We start from the raw sequence: 20,954 nt of genomic DNA, 5'->3' as shown, positions 1-20,954 counted from the left end.
GCCGCCCGCGCCGGGGAGCTGGGCAAGGGCTTCGCCGTGGTCGCCAGCGAGGTCAAGGACCTGGCGCGGGAGACCGCCAACGCCACCCAGAAGGTGTCCGAGCAGATCGCCGGCATCCAGGCCTCCAGCCGCTCGGTGGCCACCGGCATCCACGAGACCGCCGAGATCATCGGCCAGCTCGACGTCGTCCAGGCCCGGATGAACGAGGTCCTGGAGGAGCAGGCCCGGATGGCCCGGCTGATCGACGCCGCCGGCTGACCCGTGCGCCGGTGTGCGCGGATCGCTGCTTCCCGCGAGGGGAGACGACGATGCACGCACACCGGCGCGGACGGCGACCGGCGCGACGTCGTCGTCCGGGCGTGGCGCGCTGGTGCCGGGCGGTGACCGGACGGCGACAGCCCGCTCCGCAGCTCCGGGGCGGGCCGCGGTCGCGGCTGCCCTGCAGCCAACTCCCGTTCCGCGGGTGGGGCAGCGGAGGGCGCACCGCCGTTACCGTCCCCGCGCATGAGGCCCCTGCGCGAGCACCTCGGCCCGGTGGTCCGGGACGTCCTCCTCAACAAGCTGGTCAACGGACCGTGGTACCCGAGCAGGCTGCGCCCTCGGCTGCTGTCGCTGGTGGGGCACGACGTGCACCCGCAGGCGGTCGTGCTGCCCAACGTCTTCCTGGGTGCCCGCACCGGACTGGTGATGGCCGAGGGCTCGCACGTCAGCTACGGCTGCTTCCTCGACCTCGGCGCCCCGGTCACGTTCGAGCGCTACTCCGGCATCTCCTACGAGACGATGGTGATCACCAGCACGCACGGCAAGGGCAGCCCGGGGTCGGGCAAGGCCTACTCGGACGTGATCGAGCCCGCGCCGGTGCACATCGGCGAGGGCACCTGGGTGGGCGCGCGGTGCGTGATCATGCCCGGGGTGACCATCGGTCGCGGCTGCATCATCGCCGCCGGCAGCGTCGTCACCCGCGACTGCGCGCCCTACGGCCTGTACGCCGGCGTGCCCGCGGTGCGCAAGGCGGAGCTGGCCGAGGAGAGCGCGGACGGCGGGTCCCCGCCCGCGCCCGTCGCCCAGGCCGCGGGGACGGCGTGACCCCCGCTGGCTGACCGCCGGCGACCCGAGGTGCGCCGCCGGGCCGTCGTCGCGGCGGTGGCCCTGGTGCTCGTCGTCCTCGGCGGGCTCCTCGCCGGGCAGCTGCCCGGGCGGTCGCCGGCGGGCGGGACGACGCGGACCGGCCCGCTGCAGCTCGGCGTCAACTCGCTCGCGCTGTGGGAGGACTGGGAGGTGCTGCCGGCCCTGCTGGACCGGGTGCGGGACGCGGGGACCCGGTGGGTGCGGGCCGATCTGGCCTGGTGCGCCTGGGAGCCGGAGGGCCCGGGGCTGGTGGCGACCAGCTACCGGGAGCGGGTCGACGAGCTCGTCCGGCTGGTCGCCGACCGCCACCTCCAGCTGCTGCTGGTCACCGTCTGCACGCCCGGCTGGGCCGGTGGCGGGCCGGACGGGCGGGCGCTGCCCGCCGACCCGGCGGAGTTCGGCCGGGTCGTCGGCGTTCTGGCCGCGCGCTACGCCGGCCGGGTGTCGGCGTGGGAGGTGTGGAACGAGCCGGACTGCATCGGTGGCTGCGGGAAGGGCTCGGCCGTCGGCTACGTGCCGCTGCTGCAGGCCGGGTACCGGGCGGTGAAGGCGGCCGACCCGCGGGCGACCGTGGTCAGCGGGGGCATCAGCGGGAACAACGCCCGGTGGGTGGACGACCTGTACGCCGCGGGCGCGGCCGGGTGGTTCGACGCCCTGGGGGTGCACCCGTACGTGAAGCCGTCCGGCCTGGCGCCGGACGCGCCGTCCGGGCACCGGGTCTACCGGCTGACCACCATCAGCGACGTCCGGGGGGTGATGGTGCGGCACGGGGACGGCGACCGGCCCGTCTGGTTCACGGAGTTCGGCTGGTCGACCGCCCGGTCGGGGCCGATCGCCGGGGTGGGCGAGGCGCGCCAGGCCCGCCGGCTCACCGAGACCGTCCGGCTGGTCGCCGCGCGGTGGCCGTTCGTCACCCACGCGTTCTGGTACTCCGCGCGCGACCGCGACGACTCCACGCCGCTGGAGAACTCCTTCGGGCTGCTGCGCACCGACCTGACCCCGAAACCGGCGTACCGCGCGTTCCGGTCCGCGGCGACCGACCCGGGCCTCGTCGGCGCGCCGGGCTGATCACGTCAGCGGTCGCTCACCGTCGGCAGGCACCCGGAGCCCGCGCCCGCAGGACGGCGCGAGAAGGGGCCCACGGCCGTCCGATGAGCCGTTATGGTCGCGCGGCGCCGGGCTGAGCAGCGGGAACACGGCAGGGGCGGGTGGCCGCACCGTTCCGAGGAGGTCGGTATGGGCACCAGCGGGACCCTTCCCGACGAGCCGGCCCACCCGGGCCACGGTCACCACCACCCGGCCGCACCGGAGCGGGGGCGCGGGTGGCGGTCCCTCCGGGCCGCTGGCGGGGCGCTGGTCGTCGCCGGGGTGCTGGTCGGAGGCGCTGCCGCGCTGGTGGTCCACCCGGTCTACACGACGACGGCGGAGTCGTTCGCGTCGCTGACCCGCAGCTCGGCGGGCCAGAGCGACCCGTTCGGCGGCTCCCAGTTCGTGCTGCAGCGGATGCAGAGCTACGCGCAGCTGGCCACCTCGCGGGACGTGCTCGGCGGGGTCGTCACCCAGATGGGGCTGCACGAGACGGCCGACGAGCTGGCCGACGCGGTCAGCGTGACCGCGCCCCCCGACACGGTCGTGCTGCGGATCGCCGTGCGCGACCGCGACCCGGAGCGGGCGGCGTCCATCGCGGACGCCGTCGCGGCGCGGCAGGCCGAGGTGGTGGAGGCCATGGAGGCGGTGGGCGGACCGGCCGGCACGGCGCCGGTGCGGATCACCCCCGTCGACCAGGCCGACGTGCCCGACCGGGTGGCCGCCGTCCCCCGGGTCGCCCGGTTCGCGGTCGTCGGCGGCGTGGTCGGGCTGGTCCTGGCCGGGTGCCTCGCGCTGGTCCGCCGGTCGCTGCGGCGGGGCTGAGAGCGCGCCGCGGTGGGCAAGCACGCCGGGCCGGCGGTCCTGGCCGACGGCCGCGCCGCCCCGGTCCCGCCACCGGCCGGGAACGCCGCCGCGGGCCGGGGCGGCCGCCACGCGGCCCCCGCGGGACCGCCGAGCCGGTCGGTCGGCCGGGTGCTGCTGGCCTCTGGCGCCGCGCGGCTGCTCGTGCTGCCGGTCACCGGGCTGGCCAGCCTGGTCGTCTCGGCCGTGGTCACCCGGGCGGTGGGCGTCGAGCAGTTCGGCGCGGTCATGCTCGTCGCGACGCTCAGCCAGCTGCTGCTGTTCGCCGACCTCGGGGCGGGAGCGGCGGTGGCCACGGCCGTCGCCCGGGTGGAGGAGCCCGACGGCGCGGAGGTGTTCCGGCGGACGCTGCTGACCGCGGTGCGGACGATGCTGCTGTCGGCGGGCACCATCGCGGTCGTCGCGGTCGCCGTGGGGGCGCTCGGGTGGTGGCCGTCCCTGCTGGGCATCTCCGCGGACCCGGGCGGGGGGCTGTCGGCCGACGTGGCCACCGTGCTCTCGCTGCTGGCGTTCAGCGCGTCGCTGCCGTGCCTGCTCGGCGAGGCGGTCCTGCGCGGCAGCGGTCGCCTGCACCAGGCGGTGCTGCTCGCCGGGCTGGCCGGCCCGGTGAGCCTGCTGGTCACGCTGGTCCTGTACTGGGCGGACGCCCCGGTGTTCGCCTACGCGGTGACGCTGCCGCTGGGTGGGCTGGTGGGCTGGGGGGCGTGCGCGCTGGTCGCCGGCCGGTCGGTCCGGCCGCTGCTCGCCGGGCTGCCCGGCCAGGTGCTGCACCGCCGGCGGTTCCCCGGACGGCGGATCGCGTCGACCGCCGTCCCGTGGTTCATCGTGATGGTCGGGCTGCCGATCGCGCTGCAGACCGACCGGATCGTCCTGGCGCACCGGGCCGATGCCCGGGCGCTGTCGGACTACAGCTACGTCACCCAGCTCTACAGCCCCCTCTGGTCGGTGGTGTCGATGGCCGCGCTGGCGCTGTGGCCGGTGTTCGCCGGACGGCCCGGCCCGGGTGGGCTGCGCCGCAGCTGGCTGCGCAGCGTGGCGGTGCTCAGCGCGATGGGGGTGACGTTCGCCGTGGCCCTGCTCGTCCTCGCCGGCCCGGTGATCGACCAGGTCAGCGACGACCGGGCGACGGTCGGCTGGGCGCTGCTGGGCTGCTTCGCCGCGCTCCTGGTCGTGCAGTCCGTGCACGTCGGCACCGGCATCCTGCTGATCGCGCCGGCCCAGCTGCGCTTCCAGGCCGGCTGCGTCGTCGCCCTGGTCGTGACCAACCTGCCCCTCTCCTGGGCGCTGGCCCCGTCGATGGGGGCGGCCGGCCCGGTCGTCGCGTCGATCGCGACGGTCCTCTGCTGCCAGCTGGTGCCGGGCGTCCTCGCCGGTCGCCGCGCCACCGGCCGCGCGGCGGGGGAGGTGGGCTGAGGTGGCCGTCGGGGGTGCCGACCTGGCGCTGGTCGGGGCCGCCACCGCGGGGGCGCTGGTCGCCACGGCCGTCGGGGTGCGCGGCGTCCTGGCCCGGGGGGAGTGGCGCGACGGCGCGACCGAGTCGTTCCTGCTGGCCCTGTTCACCAGCAGCGGGATGGCGATGCTGGTGACCCTCACCGACACCTGGCGGCCGCGGACCAACGCCTTCGGCGACACGCTGATCGACTGGCCCGGCTGGGCGTACCGGTCCCAGCTCGGGCTGTACGTCCTGGTCCTGCTGGGGTCGTGCTACCTGCTGCTCACCCGGTTCCCCCGGCGCGGGGCCACGGTGCACGTGCCGGCGCTGCTGGTCCTGCTGGTGGCGCTGGTGTCCGACGGGTCGGCGCTGCTGCACGGCGACAGCCCGTTCTCCCCGTACTACGTGGTCGCCACGGGCCTGCTGGCCGCGGTCACCATCGCCCCCCGGGGGCTGGGGGTGCACGTCGGGCTCGGCACCTTCGGCGCGATCGCGGGGCTGGTGAGCGGGGTCGCGGTGCTGGTGAACCAGGAGTTCGCGACCTTCGCGTGCGGATCGGGCAAGTGCGGGCTGCTCGGCTTCAACTTCCGCGGCTTCCTGACCAACGAGAACGCGATCGGGCTGTACCTGGCGCTGATCATGCCGTTCGTGTTCATGGCGTTCGGGCGCTGGACCGGCGGGGTGCTGTCGGCGTACCTGGTGTTCCTCGTGCTGCTGAGCGGCAGCCGGACCAGCGCGGTCGGTGCGGTCGCCACCTTCGTCGTCCTGGTCCTGGTCCGGCCCGACCCCCGCCGGCCCGACCGCGGCACCGGCCGGGCGGTGCTCCTCGGCGGGGTCCTCGGCGGCGGGGTGCTGCTCGGGGCGGCGCTGCCGTTCCTCCCCCACGACTCGACGTCCTTCACCGGCCGGGCGTCGCTGTGGCAGCTGGCCGAGGCGGCGCTCGGGCAGGGCGGGAGCCTGCTGCTGGGCCGGGGCGCGCTGGGGTGGGACGACGTCCGGCAGGCCGGGCTGATCGACCAGAGCGCGGTGTACTCGGTGCACAACCAGTACCTGCAGGTGCTCTTCGTGAGCGGGGTCCTGGGTGCTGCGCTCTTCGTCGCCGCGCTGGTCGTGCTGCTGGCCCAGGCCGGCCGGGCCTGGTTCCTGGTGGTCGGCTGCGCGGTGCTGCCGGTGGTCGTCGTCGGTGCCACCGAGAGCCCGTGGGCGATCGACAACGTCGACTGGCTGTCCTGGGCCCTGCCCGGCGTGCTGCTGAGCTGCCCGGTCGCCGCGCGGCACCACGCCCGGCACCGGCGGGAGGACGCCGGGGCGGTGCCGGCCGCCCGGGTCGCCGAACCGTCGCCGTGACCCGCCGGGTCAGCGGCGGCAGCAGTAGAGGAAGGCCAGCCAGTTCCGCCCACCGCCGGCGTTGCTGCGCACCTTCTCCACGGTGAGCCCCGCCCGCTCGAGCTCGACGACGAGCCGGCCGATCGGGATGCCGTTCATCTCCATGACGGAGCCGTCCCGGCGGCGCTTGTAGGCGTAGATCACCCGCCGCGGGAGCACCCGGTAGAGCCGGCCGCGGAACGTCGGCGCGGGCTCCGACGGGAGGTTGAACACCAGCTGGCCGCCGGGGGCGAGCAGCCGGGCGAACTCCCGGAGGTAGCCGAGGGCGATGGCGGGCCGCATGTGCTGCAGCACGATCGCGGCGTTGACGAAGTCGAAGCTGCCGCTCTCGAACTGGCCCAGGTCCGGTCGCTGGTTGAGCACGTACCGGAGGTCGCCGGGAGCGCCGGTGTGCCGCTCGGCCTTGTAGCGCTCGGCCAGGGCGAGCATCGAGGGGGCGATGTCCACCCCGACGACCTCGCGGAAGTGCCGGGCCAGCGGGAGCGTGAGGCGGCCGACGCCGCACCCGAAGTCCAGGGCGCGCCCGGTCGGCGGCGGGTCGGTGAGCGCCAGCAGCTCGGCCACCGCCACCTCACCGGAGGCGAAGAACGCCGACTCGTCCCACCGGCCGCCTCGGGCGTCGTCGGTGGTCAGGATGGCCCAGAGCGGGTCCTGCCGGCCGAACCTGTCCCAGTTCTGCTGCACGTCGCTGAGGGTCATCGGGTTCCTCCGGTGGGTCGGTCGCGGAACGGGCCGGGCTCTCCGCCGGGCAGGTCGGCGACCCCCCGGGCGATCCGGGAGACGAGGCCGACGACGTCGGCCTCCTCCGCCGGGGGTGGTGCCGGTGCGTACGCGCTCAGCGGCCGGTGCAGGGCGCCGGCCAGCGCGGACTGGTCCCCGGCCGGCACGACGAGCACCCGGGCGCCGCCCGCCCGGGCCGCCTCGACCAGGCCCGGCTGGTCGGCGAGCAGCACCGGCACGCCGGCCGCCGCGGCCTCGACGACCACCAGGCCGAACGGCTCGGGCCACACCGAGGGCACCACCAGCACGTCGATCGCGGCGAACAGCGCCTGGGGGTCGGTGCGGCCCAGCCACTCCACCCGGGGGCCCGCCTCGCGGTGCAGCGCCGCCACCTCCGACCGTTCGCCCGCACCGGCGACCAGCAGCCGCTGGGACGTCGTCCGCGCGGCGCGCAGCAGCAACCCGAGGCCCTTCGGTGCGCTGAGCTGCCCCAGGTACCCGAGCACGGCCGGCGGGCGGTCCGGCGGTGACCCGGCGCGCACCGGGGAGACGGGCACGGCGGCCGCTGTGGGGTGGGCGACGCGCCCGGGCCGGCCGAAGTCGACACCGTGCCGGGCGTGCTGGTCGAGCACCGCGCGGGACACCCCGACCACCTCGCCGCCCGGCCACCGGCTGCGGGTCGCCGCCCGCCGGGGCCGGCAGGGCAGGCAGACCCGGTCGCAGGGCCGGCCCCGCCAGAGGCTGGAGGCCTGGCAGATGAGGCTGTAGTCGTGCACGACGTGCACCAGCGGGACGCCGGACGCCGCGGTCCCGACCCACGGCGCGTACCCCCAGCCGCGCAGGTTGTGGGTGACCACGACCGATGGCTGCACCCGGTCGATCAGCCGGTCGACGACCCGGCGGGCCGCCAGCCCCCAGGTGTCGACCGCCTGCCAGGCCGCCCGCCGGACCGTTCCCCCGTGGTCGCCGTCGAACGGCCAGTACAGGTTGCGGATGCCGTGGGTCCCCTCGGCGGGCCGGGCCCGGCCGCGCGGGGCGAGCCCGGCGTTGTGCACCGCCACCTGCGCGCGGCGGAGGTCGCGGCTCATCCAGTCGACCACCCGCTCCGCACCGCCGTAGCGGGCCGGGGGAACCAGGGTGGAGAACTGCAGGACCGTCGGGCCGGAGGGCGTCATCCGGGGTCCCCGGGCGCGGCCGGGGACCCCGCGCCCACCGGTGCCGACCGGCCCTCCTGCGCGGTGTCCGACGTGGTGTCCGGGGCGGTGTCCGGTGCCGTGGGGACCGGCGGCCCGGGGTGCGAGCGGGCACGGGCGCGCACCGGCCAGCGGTCCAGCAGCAGGACGAGGGCCGCGCCGAGCACCAGCCCACCGGCCGCGGCGAGCGCCACCAGCACCACGGCGCTGGTGTCCGACGGCGAGCCGGGCACCTGGGCCGGCGCGGTGAGCGCGGCCCGGACGGTGCCGTTCTCCAGGTCGCCGACGGCGTCCTCCAGCTGCCGGGCGACGGCGTCGGCCATGCGGGCGGCGGTCTCCGGATCGCGGTCGCCGGCCCGGATCCGGACCAGCGCGGTGTCGACGCTGGCGGTGGCCGCCACGTGCTGCGACAGCTCGTCGGGGTCGGTGCCGAGGGCCGTGGCCACCGGGTCGAGCACCCGGCTCGCGGTCGCCAGCTCGGCGTAGCTGGTCATCCGCTGGAGGATGAACTGCGACCCGGAGGCGAGGACGTTCGTCGACCGGGTCTCCGGCGCGGCGACGGAGACCAGCACGTCCGCCGACGCGGTGTAGGTGGGCGTCCGCGACCAGGCGAGCACCCCCACCACCAGGGCGGCCACCACCGCGGTGCCGACGACGACGAGCCAGCGGCGGGCCAGCAGGCCGAGCGTGGTGCGGACGTCCATGGGGCTCCAGGGGCGGGTGCGGGTGGTCAGGGCGTCGACGGGACCGGTCGCGTCCGGTCCGGGGGTGGGGCGGGGCCGGGTCGCGCGAGGGCGCTGCGGCCGCGCCGCGCGAGCTCCCGGACGGCGGCGTACGAGAAGGCGATGAGGGTGTCGACCACCGCGGACCGGGTGACCGGGTGGCCGAGCCGGCGGCGGTTGCGCTCGGCGTCCCAGTACCGCGCGAGCCACGGCCGGCCGGCGCTGAGGCCGGTCGAGTCGAAGTCGCACAGGAAGTCCGGCAGCGCCCGGGGCGGGGCGAGGTCGGCCGCGCGCAGCAGGAGCAGCTGGTCGGCCGCGACCGGCACCGACTCGTCGTACCCACCGAGCCGCTCCACCAGCTCGCGGCGCAGCACGGTGGCCTGGTGCGGGAGGGGGTGGGCGAGGACGGCGAAGGTGAAGAAGCTGAAGGGGACGAACCCGAGCGTCCCGGTGAGCGTCCCGTCCGGGTCGACGACGCGGGCCAGCCCGTACGCCCACGCCGGCCGGTCGTGCAGGGCCCGGGCCACCCGGTCGAGGACAGCGGGGTCGGCCAGCACGTCGCCGGCGTGCAGGTACCAGACGTACTCGCCGGTGGCCATGCCCGTGCCCTTGTTCATGGCGTGGTAGCGGCCGCGGTCGGGCTCGCTGACCCACGTGCCGGGAAAGTGCCCGGCCAGCCAGTCGGCCGAGCCGTCGGAGCTGCCGCCGTCCACCACGACGTGCTCGAGGTCCCGGCAGGTCTGGCGGTCGACCGAGGCGACGGTCGCCTGCAGCCCCGCCAGGTTCTCGTAGGTGATCGTGACGATGCTGAACAACGGCCGGTCAGCCATGCCCGCCCCCGGGGACGAGCTCGCGGTAGGCGGCCGTCAGCACCCGCTGGGGGGCGCGCGTCGCCAGCTCGGCCAGGAGCGCCTCCTGCTCGCGCAGCCGTGCCGCCCGCGCCTCCGGCCGGCGCAGCCGGGACACCAGCTCGACGGCGTCGGGCACGCCGTCGAAGAGCCACTCGTCGGGGAGCAGCCCCTGGTAGGCGCCGATCCGGCGGGCGACGACGACCAGCCCCACGGACATCGCGTCCAGCAGCCCGATCGGGGGCGCCGCCTCCCAGGCCGCGGTGTGCACGTACACCGCGGAGTCGGCCAGCCGGCCGCGCACCTCGGCCGCCGGGAGCCAGCCCGTGACGTGCACGCCGGCGTCCTCGAGCTCCTGGCAGGCGATCGGGTCGTCTCCGCCGCCGATCCAGGTGGCCCGGACGTCGGCGGGGCTCCCCAGCGCGCGGACGATGCGGGCGAAGAGCACCGGGTCCTTCTGCGCAGCCACCCGGCCGACCGAGACGATGCGCAGCGGAGGGGCGTCCCCTGCCGAGGAGGGGGCGGGCGCGACCGGACCGAAGAGGTTGACCAGCTCACGCACCGGCACGTGGGGGGCCAGGCCGCGGGCCAGCTCGGTCTCGTGCGGGCTGACGCAGACGAACGCGTCGGTCCACCGCGCGAGCAGCCGCTCCACCGCCCGCAGCGCGGCCCGGTGCAGGGCCGGCAGGTCGCGGCGTTCGAACGCGAAGCAGTGCGGGCTGTAGACCACCGGCAGGCCGCGGCCGGCCAGCCGCAACCGGACGACGGCGCCGGCGATCGACGAGTGCACGTGCACCAGGTCCGGCCGCACGGCGTCGATCTCCGGCAGGACGCTGCGCCACAGGGACCGGATGCCGGGGTCGACCACCCGCGCGGAGCGGAACGGCGACGCGTCGGCGACCTCGTCCAGCAGCCGGTACCCGCGGTCCTGGGCGAGCAGCGACGACTCGACCCCCTGTGCCCGGGTGGCCCGCGCGAACCCGACGACGGCGACGCCGGTGCCGGCGGCGAACGTCTCGGTCACGTGCAGCACCCGCAGCGGGCGGGCCGGGGCGCGGGTGCCGGCGCCGGTCAGCTGGTCGCCGAAGACCGTGCGGGCGGTGTCGGCCCAGGAGAAGCGGTCGGCGTTCGCCCGCGCCCGGGCGGACAGCTCCGCGCGGCGCGCGGGGTCCCGGACCAGCTCGCCGACCAGTGCCGCGGCCTGCTCGGGCCGCTCGGGGTCGAAGCCGATGCCGCCCGCGCCGGCGGTCTCCGGCATCGCCGACCCGGTGGCGAAGACGCTGGGGCAGCCCAGCCGGCCGGCTTCCACGATGGGCACCCCGAAGCCCTCGTAGCGGGAGGGGGCGACCAGCACGGCGGCGCCGGCGTAGAGCGCCGCCAGCTGGTCGTCGTCGACCCGGCCCAGGGGGTGGACCGCGGAGGCGCCGACGGGCGGCGTCCCGCGGAAGACGTGCGGGTGCGCCTGCCCCACCACGACGATCGGCACGCCGGTCGTGGCGAGCGCGGACAGCGTCGCCGGCAGGTTCTTGTGCGGGGCCATGTTGCCGACCAGCAGCGCGAAGCTGCCGACCGGGAACGGCAGCGTGTGCTCCCAGCCCGGCGCGGGCGGGGTCATGTGGTCGGCGCCGCAGGGGGCCAGGCCGAACCGGGCCTCCGGCACGTGCAGGGCGCGGGCCAGGTCCGAGCGGCTGAACGCGGAGACGGTCAGCAACCGGTCGGCGGTCCGGGAGAGCACCGCGTACAGGAAGCGGTACCAGAGGACGAACGCCAGGCGGAACGTCTCGGGGTGGCGGAACGGCATGGCGTCGTGCATCACCACGGTCTGCCGGCGCTTGAGCACCGGGGCGGGACCGGCCAGGCAGTAGAGGTGGCCGCCCCGGGTGAGCCAGGGCAGGGCGAGCTGCTCGAACAGCTGGCCGCGCAGCCGGGACCTGCGCACCGTCATCCCGGCGGCCCACGCGGGGACCTCGGCGTCCCGGGGCAGCACGAGGGTGGTGCGGTCGGCCAGCGGGGTGGCGCTCACCGCGCGCAGGACCTGGGTGGCGTACCGCTGGGTGCCGGAGGGGACCTGTGCCAGCCACTTGCCGTTGACGAACAGCGGGCGGCGCGCGGCCCGCGCCCGCCGGCGGACGGCGGGTGCCCCCGACCGCCCGGTCAGCAGCACCGGGCCGCCCGTCGGCGGGGCGGGACGTGGGTGCGCTCGCGCTCTGGCACGGGCCCGCTCCTCGCGCAGGAGTCCGTCGGGGGGCGTCATCTATAGCACCGGCCGATCGCGTCCGGAAGGCGTCCGGGAGCGGGCGGCGTCATGCCGGGAGCCCGTCGTGCGTGAGCTCGGCGAGGCCGGGGTGGTGGGCGTCGGCGCGCAGCCGGGAGACGACCGACGCCTCGCTCCGCAGCGTCCAGCGGAGGAAGTCCGCGGTGACCGACCGGACGATGCGCTCCTGCGGGTCGCGGGGGTCGTAGAACGGCCGGGCATGCTCCCCGTCGGTCAGCGTGACGAAGGCGGTGGGCCCCGGCGCGGCGGCGCAGATGTCCCGGGCGGCGTCGATCGGCGCGAGGGTGTCGCCGGAGCCGTGCACGAACAGGACCGGGACCGGCCGGCCCGCGAAGGCGACGGGGTTGCCCAGCGTGGTGCCCGCGAGCACCACGGCGGCGGTGATCCGCGGGTCCTGGCAGCAGCTGAACAGCAGGCCCAACGTGGTCGCCGCCCCGGCGGAGTGGCCGGCGGCCGCGATGTGGCGCTCGTCGATCCGGCCCTCGAGCGGGTCGCCCGGTGCCCGGTCCAGCGCGAGCACCTGGGTGAGGACGAAGGCCACGTCGGCCGGCTGGTTCAGCACGTCGGTGAGGTCGTCGTCGGACGAGCCCTGCGACGTCAGCGGGAACTGCGGGGCGGCCACGACGAAGCCGGCGGCGGCCCAGCCGGAGAGCAGGTCGGCGAAGCCGGCCGGTCTGGCCGCCAGGCCGTGGCTGAAGACGACCACCGGGAAGGGGCCGCGGCCGTGCTCCGGGTACCAGAGGGAGGTCGGCAGGTCGCGGCCGGCGCGGGCCGCGCGGTCGTGGTCGCCCGCGGCGGTGTCGCGGGAGGCGTCGTGCAGGGCCAGCGTGCGCGTGGCGACCGGCTGGGGCGCCGGGGCCGACGGCTGCTCGGAGCCGCAGCCGGCCAGCACCGCGGCCGCCAGGACGAGGCAGCAGGCCAGCGTCAGCAACCGCGCCGCCAGGTGCCGGTCGAGCGGCCGCCCACCCCCGTCGGGCACGCCGGTCAACCGGTCCCCGGCGTTCGGCGCCGGGCCAGGACGATCATCTTGTTGCCCCGGCCGAGGCGGCGGAACACCGTCTCCGCGACCGGCCAGACCCGGGCGACGAGCCGGTGGCCCGGCGAGCCGCCCTGGTCGACGACGTGGGAGAAGGTCTCCGCCATCTTGGCCCGCGGCGAGGGCAGCCGGACGACGTCGAGCAGCTCGAGCCCCCGCGGGGCCAGCAGCCGGCGGAGGCCCTCCTCGGTGAAGTAGACCTTGTGCTCCCAGTAGTACATGGTGTCGACGACCCGGGCCCGGCCCCCGCTGAGCGCGTGCAGCGCCCGCAGCACCCCGCGCACCGGGAAGGCGGCGTCCGGTGTCTCGAGCAGCAGCACCCCGCCGGGCGCCAGGTGGTGGAGGAACCGGTCGAGGAAGTCGGCGGGGTCGTAGACGTGCTCGATCACGTCCCACAGCGTCAGCGCCTGCACGGTGCCGGACCCCAGCAGCTCGTCGACCTCCCCGGTCAGCCCGGCGGTGAGCCCGCGCTCCCGGGCGACCCGCACGGCGCCGGCGTCGACGTCCACCCCGGCGGCGGTGATCCCGCGGCGGCGGGCCCAGTCGAGGAAGTTGCCGATCCCGCAGCCGACGTCCAGGACGCTGGTGACCGCCCCGGTCCGCCGTCCGGTGAGGCCGAAGGCGAGGTCGTAGCGCTCGTCGTAGCCCTGCTGCACCGCGGCGGACTCGTAGACGACGAACTTGTACGGGTCCCAGTACTGGCTGTCGGTGCCGACCGGTGCGCCGTCCGGCCCGACCGACCGGGCGACGTCCTGCTCGCCGGCGCTCCCGCCGTCCGCGGGCCGGCGCAGGTACTGGGTCCGGCAGCTGCTGCAGCGGACCAGCCGGGCTCCGGGCGCGACCACCAGCCGGCGGGGCTGCCCGGTACCGCCGCACGCCGGGCACGTCAGGTCGAGCCCGTCGGCTGCCGGACGTCGGGTGAGGGTCGGGACGGACATGGGCGGGCCGGCCTCCTGGGTGGGTCGGGCGCCGCGTCGCGGGCCCGTGACCGGCACCGCGAGGCGACCCCGGACGCGTGCAACATAAGGCTTTCCGCCAGCGGGCGAAAGGCCCGCCGCGCGCTTGCGGAAATGGATCGATGTGAATACGGAGCGTGGGAAGAAATGGCTCGCGCGCGCTCGTTACCAGCGGTTCTGCATCGGAACAAGGGATCTCGGCGCAGGCGGCGCAATTTCCAGCGAGCGATTCCCCGAGGTCACTCTGCGACTCCGGGAGGTGACCGGAAGTACTCGGCCGAAAGTGAACGAATGGGCACGCTGAGTTGGGAGTCGCTGCAGTCTTGAAACGGGTCCGGGCGCCTGCCATGTTGTGCGCGCACGACCCCGCCGGGGGACTCGAGGCGGGGTGGCACGGCACAGCACGGCGTGCGGCGACCCGTTGCGGCACGTCCCCGTGACGGTCCCCTGGTGGCCGGCCGCGGACCCGGGAGGGTTCATGAGCACAGCCGACAAGGTGGCGCGCGCGCCTGCCCGCGAGCGCCCCCCGGTCACCTACGTGCACCAGCTGCTCGACGAGGAGCGCACGCCGCTGCGCCGGGTCCGGGCCTGGATGCTCGTCGTCCCGCTGGACACGGTGCTGCTGGTGGCCCCCGGGGTGTGGCACGCGCAGCACTTCCGCGGCAGCACGGTGATGGCCCTGCTCTTCCTGCTCATGGTCTCCGGTTCAGGTCGCTACCGGGCCCGGCTGCACCTCAGCGTGCTGGACGAGCTGCCCGCGCTCATGACCAAGCTGCTGACCGCGGGGGCCGTGGTCGCGACGGTCATCGCGCTGCGGCACCAGCAGGCGGCGGTGCAGGTCTTCCTGGTCGACACCGCCCTCGCGATCGGCGCGGTCATCCTGGGGCGGGTGCTCAGCAGCCAGCTGATCCTGTGGAGCCGCCGGCGCAAGGTCACCAGCCACCCGACGGTGCTCATCGGCGGTGGGCTCACCGCGGCGGAGCTCGCCCAGATCCTGGACCGGCACACCCGGTACGGGCTGCGGGTGGTCGGCTACGTCGACGAGGGGGTCGGCGTCGCCGAGGCCGTCGTCCCCCGGTTGGGCGGGGCGGCGGAGCTGGACGGCGTGGTCCGCGAGGTGGGCGCCGACGTGCTGCTGGTGGCCGACGGCGCGTTCTCCGAGCACGACCTGCTGGACATGGTGCGGACGCCGTCCTGCCTGCCCTGCGACCTGCTGGTCGTCCCGCGGCTGCACCACTTCCACACGCAGACGGGCCTGGGCGACCACATCGGCTCGATCCCGATCATGCGGATCCGGACGCCGAACCTGACCGGGCTGGCGTGGGGGGTCAAGCGGGCGTTCGACGTCGTGGTGGTGAGCGTGCTGCTCGTCGTGCTCGCGCCGGTGCTCGTGCTCTGCGCGCTGGCGGTGCGGGTCGAGGGCGGCCCGGGCATCATCTTCCGGCAGCCCCGGGTGGGGCGGAACGGCCAGGTCTTCGACTGCCTCAAGTTCCGCAGCCTGCGCCCGCGGGACGGCGAGGAGTCCGCCACCCACTGGTCGATCTGCGACGACCCGCGGGTCGGCCCGGTCGGCCGGTTCCTGCGCCGGACGTCGTTCGACGAGCTGCCGCAGCTGTGGAACATCCTGCGCGGTGACATGACGCTCGTCGGCCCGCGCCCGGAGCGCCCGTACTTCGTGGAGCAGTTCTCGGCCACCTACCACCGGTACGCCCACCGCCACCGGGTGCGGGCCGGGCTGACCGGGTTCGCGCAGGTGAGCGGGCTGCGCGGCGACACCCCGATCGCCGACCGCGCGCGCTACGACAACTACTACATCGAGAACTGGTCGCTCTGGCTGGACATCAAGATCCTCCTCCGCACCGTGTCGGAGGTGGTCTTCTTCCGCGGCCGGTGAGCGCCGGGGTCAGCCGTCGATGCGGACGAGCCGGCCGGAGCGCTCGTCGTCCAGCAGCGTGACGTCGGCGTCGACCATGATCCGGACGAGCTCCGGCGGCAGCACGGTCGGCCGCCAGCCGAGGTCCCGCTCGGCCCGGCCGTAGTCGCCGATGAGCGCGTCGACCTCGGAGGGGCGCTCGTACCGCGGGTCGTGCTCGACGTACCGCTCCCAGTCGAGGTCCACGTGCTCGAAGGCCATCCGGACGAAGTCGCGCACCGAGTAGGCGGTGCCGGTGGCCAGCACGTAGTCCTGCGGCACCGGGTGCTGGAGCATCCGCCACATGCCCTCGACGAACTCCGGGGCGTAGCCCCAGTCCCGGACGGCGTCGAGGTTGCCGAGGTAGAGCTTGTCCTGCAGGCCGGCCTGGATGCGGGCGACGGCCCGGGTGACCTTGCGGGTGACGAAGGTGGCCCCGCGCCGCGGCGACTCGTGGTTGAACAGGATGCCGTTGACCGCGAACAGGTCGTAGGCCTCCCGGTAGTTGCGGGTGGCCCAGTAGGCGTACAGCTTGGCGACGCCGTAGGGGCTGCGCGGGTGGAACGGCGTCTGCTCGTCCTGCGGCGGGGGAGTGGCGCCGAACATCTCCGACGACGACGCCTGGTAGATCTTGGTGCGCACCCGCGCGGCCCGCACCGCCTCGAGCAGCCGCATCGCGGCCACCCCGGTCACGTCACCGGTGAACACCGGCTGGTCGAACGAGACCCGCACGTGCGACTGGGCGCCGAGGTTGTAGACCTCGTCGGGGTTGACCTCGCGCAGCAGGTTGATGAGCGTGACGCCGTCGATGAGGTCGCCGAAGTGCAGGAACAGCCGGCGGTCGGCGACGTGCGGGTCCTGGTAGATCCCGTCCAGCCGCTCGGTGTTGAAGGTCGAGGAGCGGCGGATCAGCCCGTGCACCTCGTAGCCCTTGGACAGCAGCAGCTCGGCGAGGTACGACCCGTCCTGGCCGGTGATGCCGGTGATCAGAGCCGACTTGGCCACGTGGCGGCCTCCTGTTTCGCGCGGGTCCGGGGCGGTCCAGCGGTGCGAGTGGCGGCTAGCGTAGGGCCCCGATCGCCTGGGGAAGGGTGGTTCCGCCGTGCCGATTGCGCCTCTGGCCAGGGACTTCGCGACGTTCGTCGCCGGGCACCGGGGCCTCGTGGGCGGTGCCGTGCTGCGCCACCTCGAGGACGCCGGGTTCACCGCGCTGCTCACCCGGACCTCCACCGAGCTCGACCTGCGCGACCCGGCGGGCGTGGAGGCGTTCTTCGCCGCCGCCCGCCCCGCCACCGTCGTGATGGCGGCCGCGAAGGTCGGCGGCATCCTGGCCAACGACACCTACCCGGCCGACTTCCTGTCGGACAACCTGCGCATGCAGGTCAACGTGCTCGACGCCGCGGTGCGGCACGGCACGACCCGGCTGCTGTTCCTGGGGTCCAGCTGCATCTACCCGCGCGAGGCCCCGCAGCCGATCCGCGAGGACAGCCTGCTCACCGGGCCGCTGGAGCCCACCAACGACGCGTACGCGATCGCGAAGATCGCCGGGGTGCTGCAGGTGCAGGCGCTGCGGCGGCAGCACGGCGTCCACTACGTCTCGGCGATGCCGACCAACCTCTACGGGCCCGGCGACAACTTCCACCCGACCCACTCGCACGTGCTGCCGGGCCTGATCCGCCGGTTCCACGAGGCGAAGGAGAGCGGGGCGCCGGTGGTGACCGTGTGGGGCACCGGCACCCCGCGCCGGGAGTTCCTGCACGTCGACGACCTCGCCCGGGCCTGCCTGTTCCTGCTGGAGCACTACGACGAGCCCGAGCCGATCAACGTCGGCGTGGGCGAGGACGTGCCGATCCGCGAGCTGGCCGAGCTGGTGGCCGACGTCGTCGGCTACCGCGGGGAGCTGCGGTTCGATCCCAGCAAGCCCGACGGCACGCCGCGCAAGCTGCTGGACGTGAGCAAGCTGCACGCAATGGGCTGGCGGGCCGAGATCGGTCTGCGGGAGGGGCTGGCGGAGACGTACGCCTGGTACCTCCAGCAGCTCGCCGCCGGCACCGTCCGCGCCGCCTGATCCGCACGCCGCCACACCCCGGCGGGCGCCGCGGGTGAAATCGCTCCTCCGGCCGGGTGAGTTCCGCTGGTGACCCCTGGGCAGCGGCGCGGTGACTCGCGATCGTCGGGGCACCGCCGGGGAGCCATGTCGGCGGCCGGACGAGCCGTCGCGCGCACACCGCACGGTCCCGGTCACCACCACGCCCCGTGGTGCTCTCCCCGCGTGATCGAGAGGGAGTGCAGTGGTCGAACCGAGACCCGGGTCGTTGGACGAGCACCGGTGGGCGGCGAACGTCGCCAGCCATCTCCGGGAAGCGCTCGTCGCCCGGACGGGGGCGGCCGTGACCTGGTACAACCACTCGTCGGTCCTGCGGTCCATCCGCGCGGACGTCGACGTCTCCCGGTTCGACCACGTCGGCATCGACGGGTTCTTCCTCCGCCGGCTGACGGCCCCGGGCGCGCCGCGGACGAGCGCGGACCTGGTGCTGCCCCTCCTCCTGGAGCAGCTGCCCCGCAGCACCCGGGTGGCGCTGATCGGCAGCCGGCGCGAGAGCCTCGCCGCGGCCACGGAGGTCGTGGAGGCGACGGCGTCGGCTCCACGGGTCGTGCTGGTCTGCGACGGGTACGAGGAGCTCCCCCCGGCGGCGGACATGGCCACCCGGCTCCAGGACGCCGGCGCGCAGCTGGTCGTCGTCGGGCTGGGCGCACCCCGCCAGGACAGCTACCTGCTGGACCTCGTGTCGGCAGGTCTCACCGAGCAGGTGCTGCTCACCGCGGGCGGGTGGCTGGACCAGGTGGGCGATCCCGCCTACTACCCGCCGTGGGCCTACCGCCACAAGGTCAACTGGCTGGTCCGGGTCTGCCGTGAGCCCGGTCGCCTGTGGCGCCGCTACACGGTCGAGGGTCTGCAGGCCCGACGGTCCGCGGAGCTCATCAGGGCGCACCTCCTCGAGCGGGGGCGGGTGCCGTTCGAGGCGATGGTCCGCGCATCCGTGCACGCTGCGATCGAGGCGGGCGCGGAGCCCGTGGACTCGGTGGCACGGTGACCAGCACCGTGGCGCACCCGGTTCCTCCCCGGGTCGACGCCGAGTCGTTCGACGTCGTGGTCGGGATCGTCACCCACCGGCGTCCCGGGTCCTTGCGGACGCTGCTCGAGCAGCTCGCTCGGCTGACGTTCCCCGGCCCCCGGGCGCCGCGGCTGCTGCTGCTGGTGGTCGACAACTCCCCGGACCTCGAGGCGCGTCGGGTCGTCGAGGGCCTGACGTTCCCGGACGGCACCGAACTGCAGTACGTCCCGCACGGCGCGGGCAACATCGCCAGCGGCCGCAACGCGGTGCTCGACGGGGCCGCCGGCCGCGCTCCGCTGCTCGCGCTCATCGACGACGACGAGGTGCCCGCGCCCGACTGGCTGCACCGGTTGATCGAGGCGCAGCGGACCACGACCGCGGACCTGGTCTGCGGTCCCGTGCTGGCCGACCACCCCGCGGGAGCGCCGGACTGGATCCGGCGACCGGTGTTCCACTCGGTCGTGGGCGAGGCCGGCTGGGTGCCCGAGGCGCACGCCGGCAACCTGCTCGTCACGACGGCCCTCCTCCAGCGGCTCGGTCTCCGCTTCGAGGAGGAGCTCGGTTCGTCCGGGGGTGAGGACCAGCTGTTCTCCCGGCAGGCTGTCGCCGGCGGCGCCACGATCTGGTTCGAGCCGACGGCGGTGGCCCGGGAGGCCGTCCCCCGCGAGCGGCTGTCCGTGCGCTACCTGCTGCGGAGGGAGCACCGCAAGGGCACCACCCTCGGGCTCCTCGACCGCTCGCGCCCGGGCTGGCCGGCGGGACGACCGGGGCAGCGGGTGGTGCGGGCCGGTTACTGGGCGGCGACCGGCGTGATCGCAGCAGTCGCGGGCGGCCTGACCGGGAACCGCGTGCGCGCGGTCACCGGGGCGATGCGGATCGCCCGGGCCGCCGGCATGCTCGAGGGGCTGCGGGGGCGGACGGTCGACCTGTACGCCCGGCCGACCGCTCCGGCGGCGACGGGCCGCGGGACCGTCGCAGTCGTGGCTGCCGAGGGGCCCGACCACCAGGAGGCGGGGCACAGCAAGCACCTCCGCGGCCTCCTCGACCACCTGCGGGCCGAGGGCCACGACGTCGTGCTCCTGGTGACCGGTGGACGCACGGGATTCGCCGTCCGTCGGGCGGGCCGGGACGGGATCCGCTACCGGACCCCGTCCCTTCGGACCGTTGCCGGAGTCGAGCTGCTCACCGGGCCGTCCGCCCTGGCGGGCCACCTGGCGTGGCAGCTCTTCCGGCGGCTGCCGCACCGGGCGCAGACGGCGGTGGACCGGCTCCGGACCGCGTGGCGATCACGCGCGGACGTCGACCACGTCCTGGGTCGGTGGCTCGCTCCGGCGGAGTCCGCCTGGGTGCGGGACGAGCTCGCGGCAGTCGCACCCGAGGTCGTCCTCTTCAACACGGTCTTCTCGGTTCCCCGTCCGCTGGTCCTCCCGGACTCCGTGCGGGTCAGCGGGGTGATCAGCCACGATGTCGTGAGCGAGCGGGCGGACAGCTTCCGGGCCGCCGGGCACCGCGTCGAGCCGGCCGACTTCTCCGCCCGGCAGGAGTCCGCCGTGCTGGCGCAGGTGGACCTGGCTCTCGCCATCCAGTGGGACGACGAGCGGGCGCTGACCGCACTCGCCCCCCGGGCGACGGTGGTGGTCACGCCGGTGGCGCTCGCCGTCGACCCGGTGACCCGCGCGGACGTCCGCCCCGGCCGCTGCCTGTTCGTCGGCAGCGGGACCCTCCACAACGTCGAGGGCCTGCGCTGGTTCCTCCAGGACGTGTGGCCCGAGGTGCTCCGCCGGCGCCCGGGCAGCGAGCTGCACGTCGTCGGCACCGTCTGCGCCCGGGTGCCGAGCGTGCCGAGCGGCGTCGTGCTGCGCGGCGAGGTGCCCTCGCTCACCCCCGAGTACACCGGCGCGGCCGTGGCGATCGCGCCGCTGCGTGCTGGGAGCGGGCTGAAGGTCAAGGTCGTCGAGGCGCTGTGCCACGGCGTCGCGACCGTGACGACGTCCGTCGGCGCGCAGGGCCTGGGTGGCCTGCAGCCTGCGCCGTTCGTCGTCGCGGACACCGCGCCGGCCTTCGCCGGCGCGGTGGTGGAACTGCTGGACGACGACGCCCAACGGCAGCTCCTCGAGGCCCGTGCCCGGTCGGCCGCACGCCGGTTCTCCCCCGGCGAGGCGTACGCGGAGCTGGATCGGCAGCTGGCAGTCCTCACCACCGACCAGCCGGCGTGAGCACCCGCCCGGACCGGGCGTCGTCAGCTCACCCACGCGGGTCAGGGCACCGCCGGAACCGGCC

General features: G+C 75.6%; 18 protein-coding genes. 10 read left to right on the top strand and 8 right to left on the bottom strand.

The window, feature by feature from the left end; translation table 11 throughout:
• The 6 genes from AB0J00_RS15925 to AB0J00_RS15900 form a co-directional block, all read left to right on the top strand.
• A partial coding sequence (locus AB0J00_RS15925; protein ID WP_357746260.1) for a methyl-accepting chemotaxis protein occupies nt 1–258 on the top strand: 258 nt, incomplete at its 5' end.
• Between the two features lie 246 nt (nt 259–504).
• Nucleotides 505–1,086, top strand: coding sequence for an acyltransferase (locus tag AB0J00_RS15920; RefSeq protein ID WP_357746258.1), 582 nt, complete (start codon nt 505–507; stop codon nt 1,084–1,086).
• A 30-nt stretch (nt 1,087–1,116) separates the two neighbouring features.
• Nucleotides 1,117–2,196 carry a cellulase family glycosylhydrolase gene (locus AB0J00_RS15915; RefSeq protein ID WP_357746256.1) on the top strand — a complete coding sequence of 360 codons (1,080 nt, stop codon included), beginning with the start codon at nt 1,117–1,119 and terminating at the stop codon, nt 2,194–2,196.
• Between the two features lie 168 nt (nt 2,197–2,364).
• Complete coding sequence (locus AB0J00_RS15910; protein WP_357746253.1) at nt 2,365–3,039, top strand: hypothetical protein; 675 nt, start codon at nt 2,365–2,367, stop codon at nt 3,037–3,039.
• 12 nt (nt 3,040–3,051) lie between these two features.
• Nucleotides 3,052–4,491 carry an oligosaccharide flippase family protein gene (locus AB0J00_RS15905; RefSeq protein WP_357746250.1) on the top strand — a complete coding sequence of 480 codons (1,440 nt, stop codon included), beginning with the start codon at nt 3,052–3,054 and terminating at the stop codon, nt 4,489–4,491.
• A 1-nt stretch (nt 4,492) separates the two neighbouring features.
• On the top strand, nt 4,493–5,857 hold the full coding sequence (locus tag AB0J00_RS15900) for an O-antigen ligase family protein (RefSeq protein ID WP_357746248.1): 1,365 nt from the start codon (nt 4,493–4,495) through the stop codon (nt 5,855–5,857).
• A gap of 9 nt (nt 5,858–5,866) precedes the next feature.
• Here the strand turns inward: AB0J00_RS15900 and AB0J00_RS15895 are convergent, their stop codons facing one another.
• The 7 genes from AB0J00_RS15895 to AB0J00_RS15865 form a co-directional block, all read right to left on the bottom strand.
• Entirely contained in the window at nt 5,867–6,595 is a 729-nt protein-coding gene (locus AB0J00_RS15895; RefSeq protein ID WP_357746246.1) for a class I SAM-dependent methyltransferase, read from the bottom strand.
• Nucleotides 6,592–7,791 carry a glycosyltransferase gene (locus tag AB0J00_RS15890; RefSeq protein WP_357746244.1) on the bottom strand — a complete coding sequence of 400 codons (1,200 nt, stop codon included), beginning with the start codon at nt 7,789–7,791 and terminating at the stop codon, nt 6,592–6,594. Before AB0J00_RS15890 ends, AB0J00_RS15895 begins: the two co-directional genes overlap by 4 nt.
• Nucleotides 7,788–8,513: a Wzz/FepE/Etk N-terminal domain-containing protein gene (locus AB0J00_RS15885; protein ID WP_357746242.1), complete on the bottom strand. Its 726-nt coding sequence runs from the start codon at nt 8,511–8,513 to the stop codon at nt 7,788–7,790. The genes AB0J00_RS15890 and AB0J00_RS15885 overlap by 4 nt, the downstream gene beginning before the upstream one ends.
• A gap of 26 nt (nt 8,514–8,539) precedes the next feature.
• Nucleotides 8,540–9,361 carry a glycosyltransferase family 2 protein gene (locus AB0J00_RS15880; protein ID WP_357746240.1) on the bottom strand — a complete coding sequence of 274 codons (822 nt, stop codon included), beginning with the start codon at nt 9,359–9,361 and terminating at the stop codon, nt 8,540–8,542.
• Nucleotides 9,354–11,543 carry a glycosyltransferase gene (locus AB0J00_RS15875; protein WP_357746238.1) on the bottom strand — a complete coding sequence of 730 codons (2,190 nt, stop codon included), beginning with the start codon at nt 11,541–11,543 and terminating at the stop codon, nt 9,354–9,356. Before AB0J00_RS15875 ends, AB0J00_RS15880 begins: the two co-directional genes overlap by 8 nt.
• Nucleotides 11,544–11,682: 139 nt before the next feature.
• Nucleotides 11,683–12,633 carry a hypothetical protein gene (locus AB0J00_RS15870; RefSeq protein WP_357746236.1) on the bottom strand — a complete coding sequence of 317 codons (951 nt, stop codon included), beginning with the start codon at nt 12,631–12,633 and terminating at the stop codon, nt 11,683–11,685.
• Nucleotides 12,634–12,638: 5 nt separating this feature from the next.
• Complete coding sequence (locus AB0J00_RS15865; RefSeq protein WP_357746233.1) at nt 12,639–13,628, bottom strand: class I SAM-dependent methyltransferase; 990 nt, start codon at nt 13,626–13,628, stop codon at nt 12,639–12,641.
• A 496-nt stretch (nt 13,629–14,124) separates the two neighbouring features.
• On the opposite strand from AB0J00_RS15865, the gene AB0J00_RS15860 reads away from it, so the two are divergent.
• The gene (locus AB0J00_RS15860) at nt 14,125–15,540 is read left to right on the top strand and encodes a sugar transferase (RefSeq protein ID WP_357746230.1); all 1,416 of its coding nucleotides are present in this window, start codon (nt 14,125–14,127) and stop codon (nt 15,538–15,540) included.
• Between the two features lie 9 nt (nt 15,541–15,549).
• Here AB0J00_RS15860 and gmd read toward each other — a convergent pair whose 3' ends face one another.
• A complete protein-coding gene (gene gmd, locus AB0J00_RS15855; RefSeq protein WP_357746228.1) occupies nt 15,550–16,563 on the bottom strand; it encodes a GDP-mannose 4,6-dehydratase in 1,014 nt (337 codons plus the stop codon).
• A 97-nt stretch (nt 16,564–16,660) separates the two neighbouring features.
• Here gmd and AB0J00_RS15850 point away from each other — a divergent pair, with 97 nt between their 5' ends.
• The 3 genes from AB0J00_RS15850 (at nt 16,661) to AB0J00_RS15840 (ending at nt 20,890) form a co-directional block, all read left to right on the top strand.
• The gene (locus AB0J00_RS15850; protein ID WP_357746226.1) at nt 16,661–17,626 is read left to right on the top strand and encodes a GDP-L-fucose synthase; all 966 of its coding nucleotides are present in this window, start codon (nt 16,661–16,663) and stop codon (nt 17,624–17,626) included.
• Between the two features lie 322 nt (nt 17,627–17,948).
• A complete protein-coding gene (locus AB0J00_RS15845; RefSeq protein WP_357746224.1) occupies nt 17,949–18,653 on the top strand; it encodes a WecB/TagA/CpsF family glycosyltransferase in 705 nt (234 codons plus the stop codon).
• Complete coding sequence (locus tag AB0J00_RS15840) at nt 18,650–20,890, top strand: glycosyltransferase (protein WP_357746222.1); 2,241 nt, start codon at nt 18,650–18,652, stop codon at nt 20,888–20,890. The genes AB0J00_RS15845 and AB0J00_RS15840 overlap by 4 nt, the downstream gene beginning before the upstream one ends.
• Nucleotides 20,891–20,954: the final 64 nt, after the last annotated feature.

This window comes from Modestobacter sp. NPDC049651 (assembly GCF_040659695.1).
Classification (GTDB): Bacteria; Actinomycetota; Actinomycetes; order Mycobacteriales; family Geodermatophilaceae; genus Modestobacter.
The sequence above is the reverse complement of the archived record's forward strand: the minus strand, read 5'-3'. Positions and strand labels throughout refer to the sequence as shown.

Bases quoted from the DNA above. Each gene is read 5' to 3' on its own strand.
- AB0J00_RS15885 (WP_357746242.1), bottom strand. From the start codon at position 8,513: ATGGACGTCCGCACCACGCTCGGCCTGCTGGCCCGCCGCTGGCTCGTC.
- AB0J00_RS15920 (WP_357746258.1), top strand. From the start codon at position 505: ATGAGGCCCCTGCGCGAGCACCTCGGCCCGGTGGTCCGGGACGTCCTC.
- AB0J00_RS15865 (WP_357746233.1), bottom strand. From the start codon at position 13,628: ATGTCCGTCCCGACCCTCACCCGACGTCCGGCAGCCGACGGGCTCGAC.
- AB0J00_RS15895 (WP_357746246.1), bottom strand. From the start codon at position 6,595: ATGACCCTCAGCGACGTGCAGCAGAACTGGGACAGGTTCGGCCGGCAG.
- AB0J00_RS15880 (WP_357746240.1), bottom strand. From the start codon at position 9,361: ATGGCTGACCGGCCGTTGTTCAGCATCGTCACGATCACCTACGAGAAC.
- AB0J00_RS15890 (WP_357746244.1), bottom strand. From the start codon at position 7,791: ATGACGCCCTCCGGCCCGACGGTCCTGCAGTTCTCCACCCTGGTTCCC.
- AB0J00_RS15860 (WP_357746230.1), top strand. From the start codon at position 14,125: ATGAGCACAGCCGACAAGGTGGCGCGCGCGCCTGCCCGCGAGCGCCCC.
- AB0J00_RS15910 (WP_357746253.1), top strand. From the start codon at position 2,365: ATGGGCACCAGCGGGACCCTTCCCGACGAGCCGGCCCACCCGGGCCAC.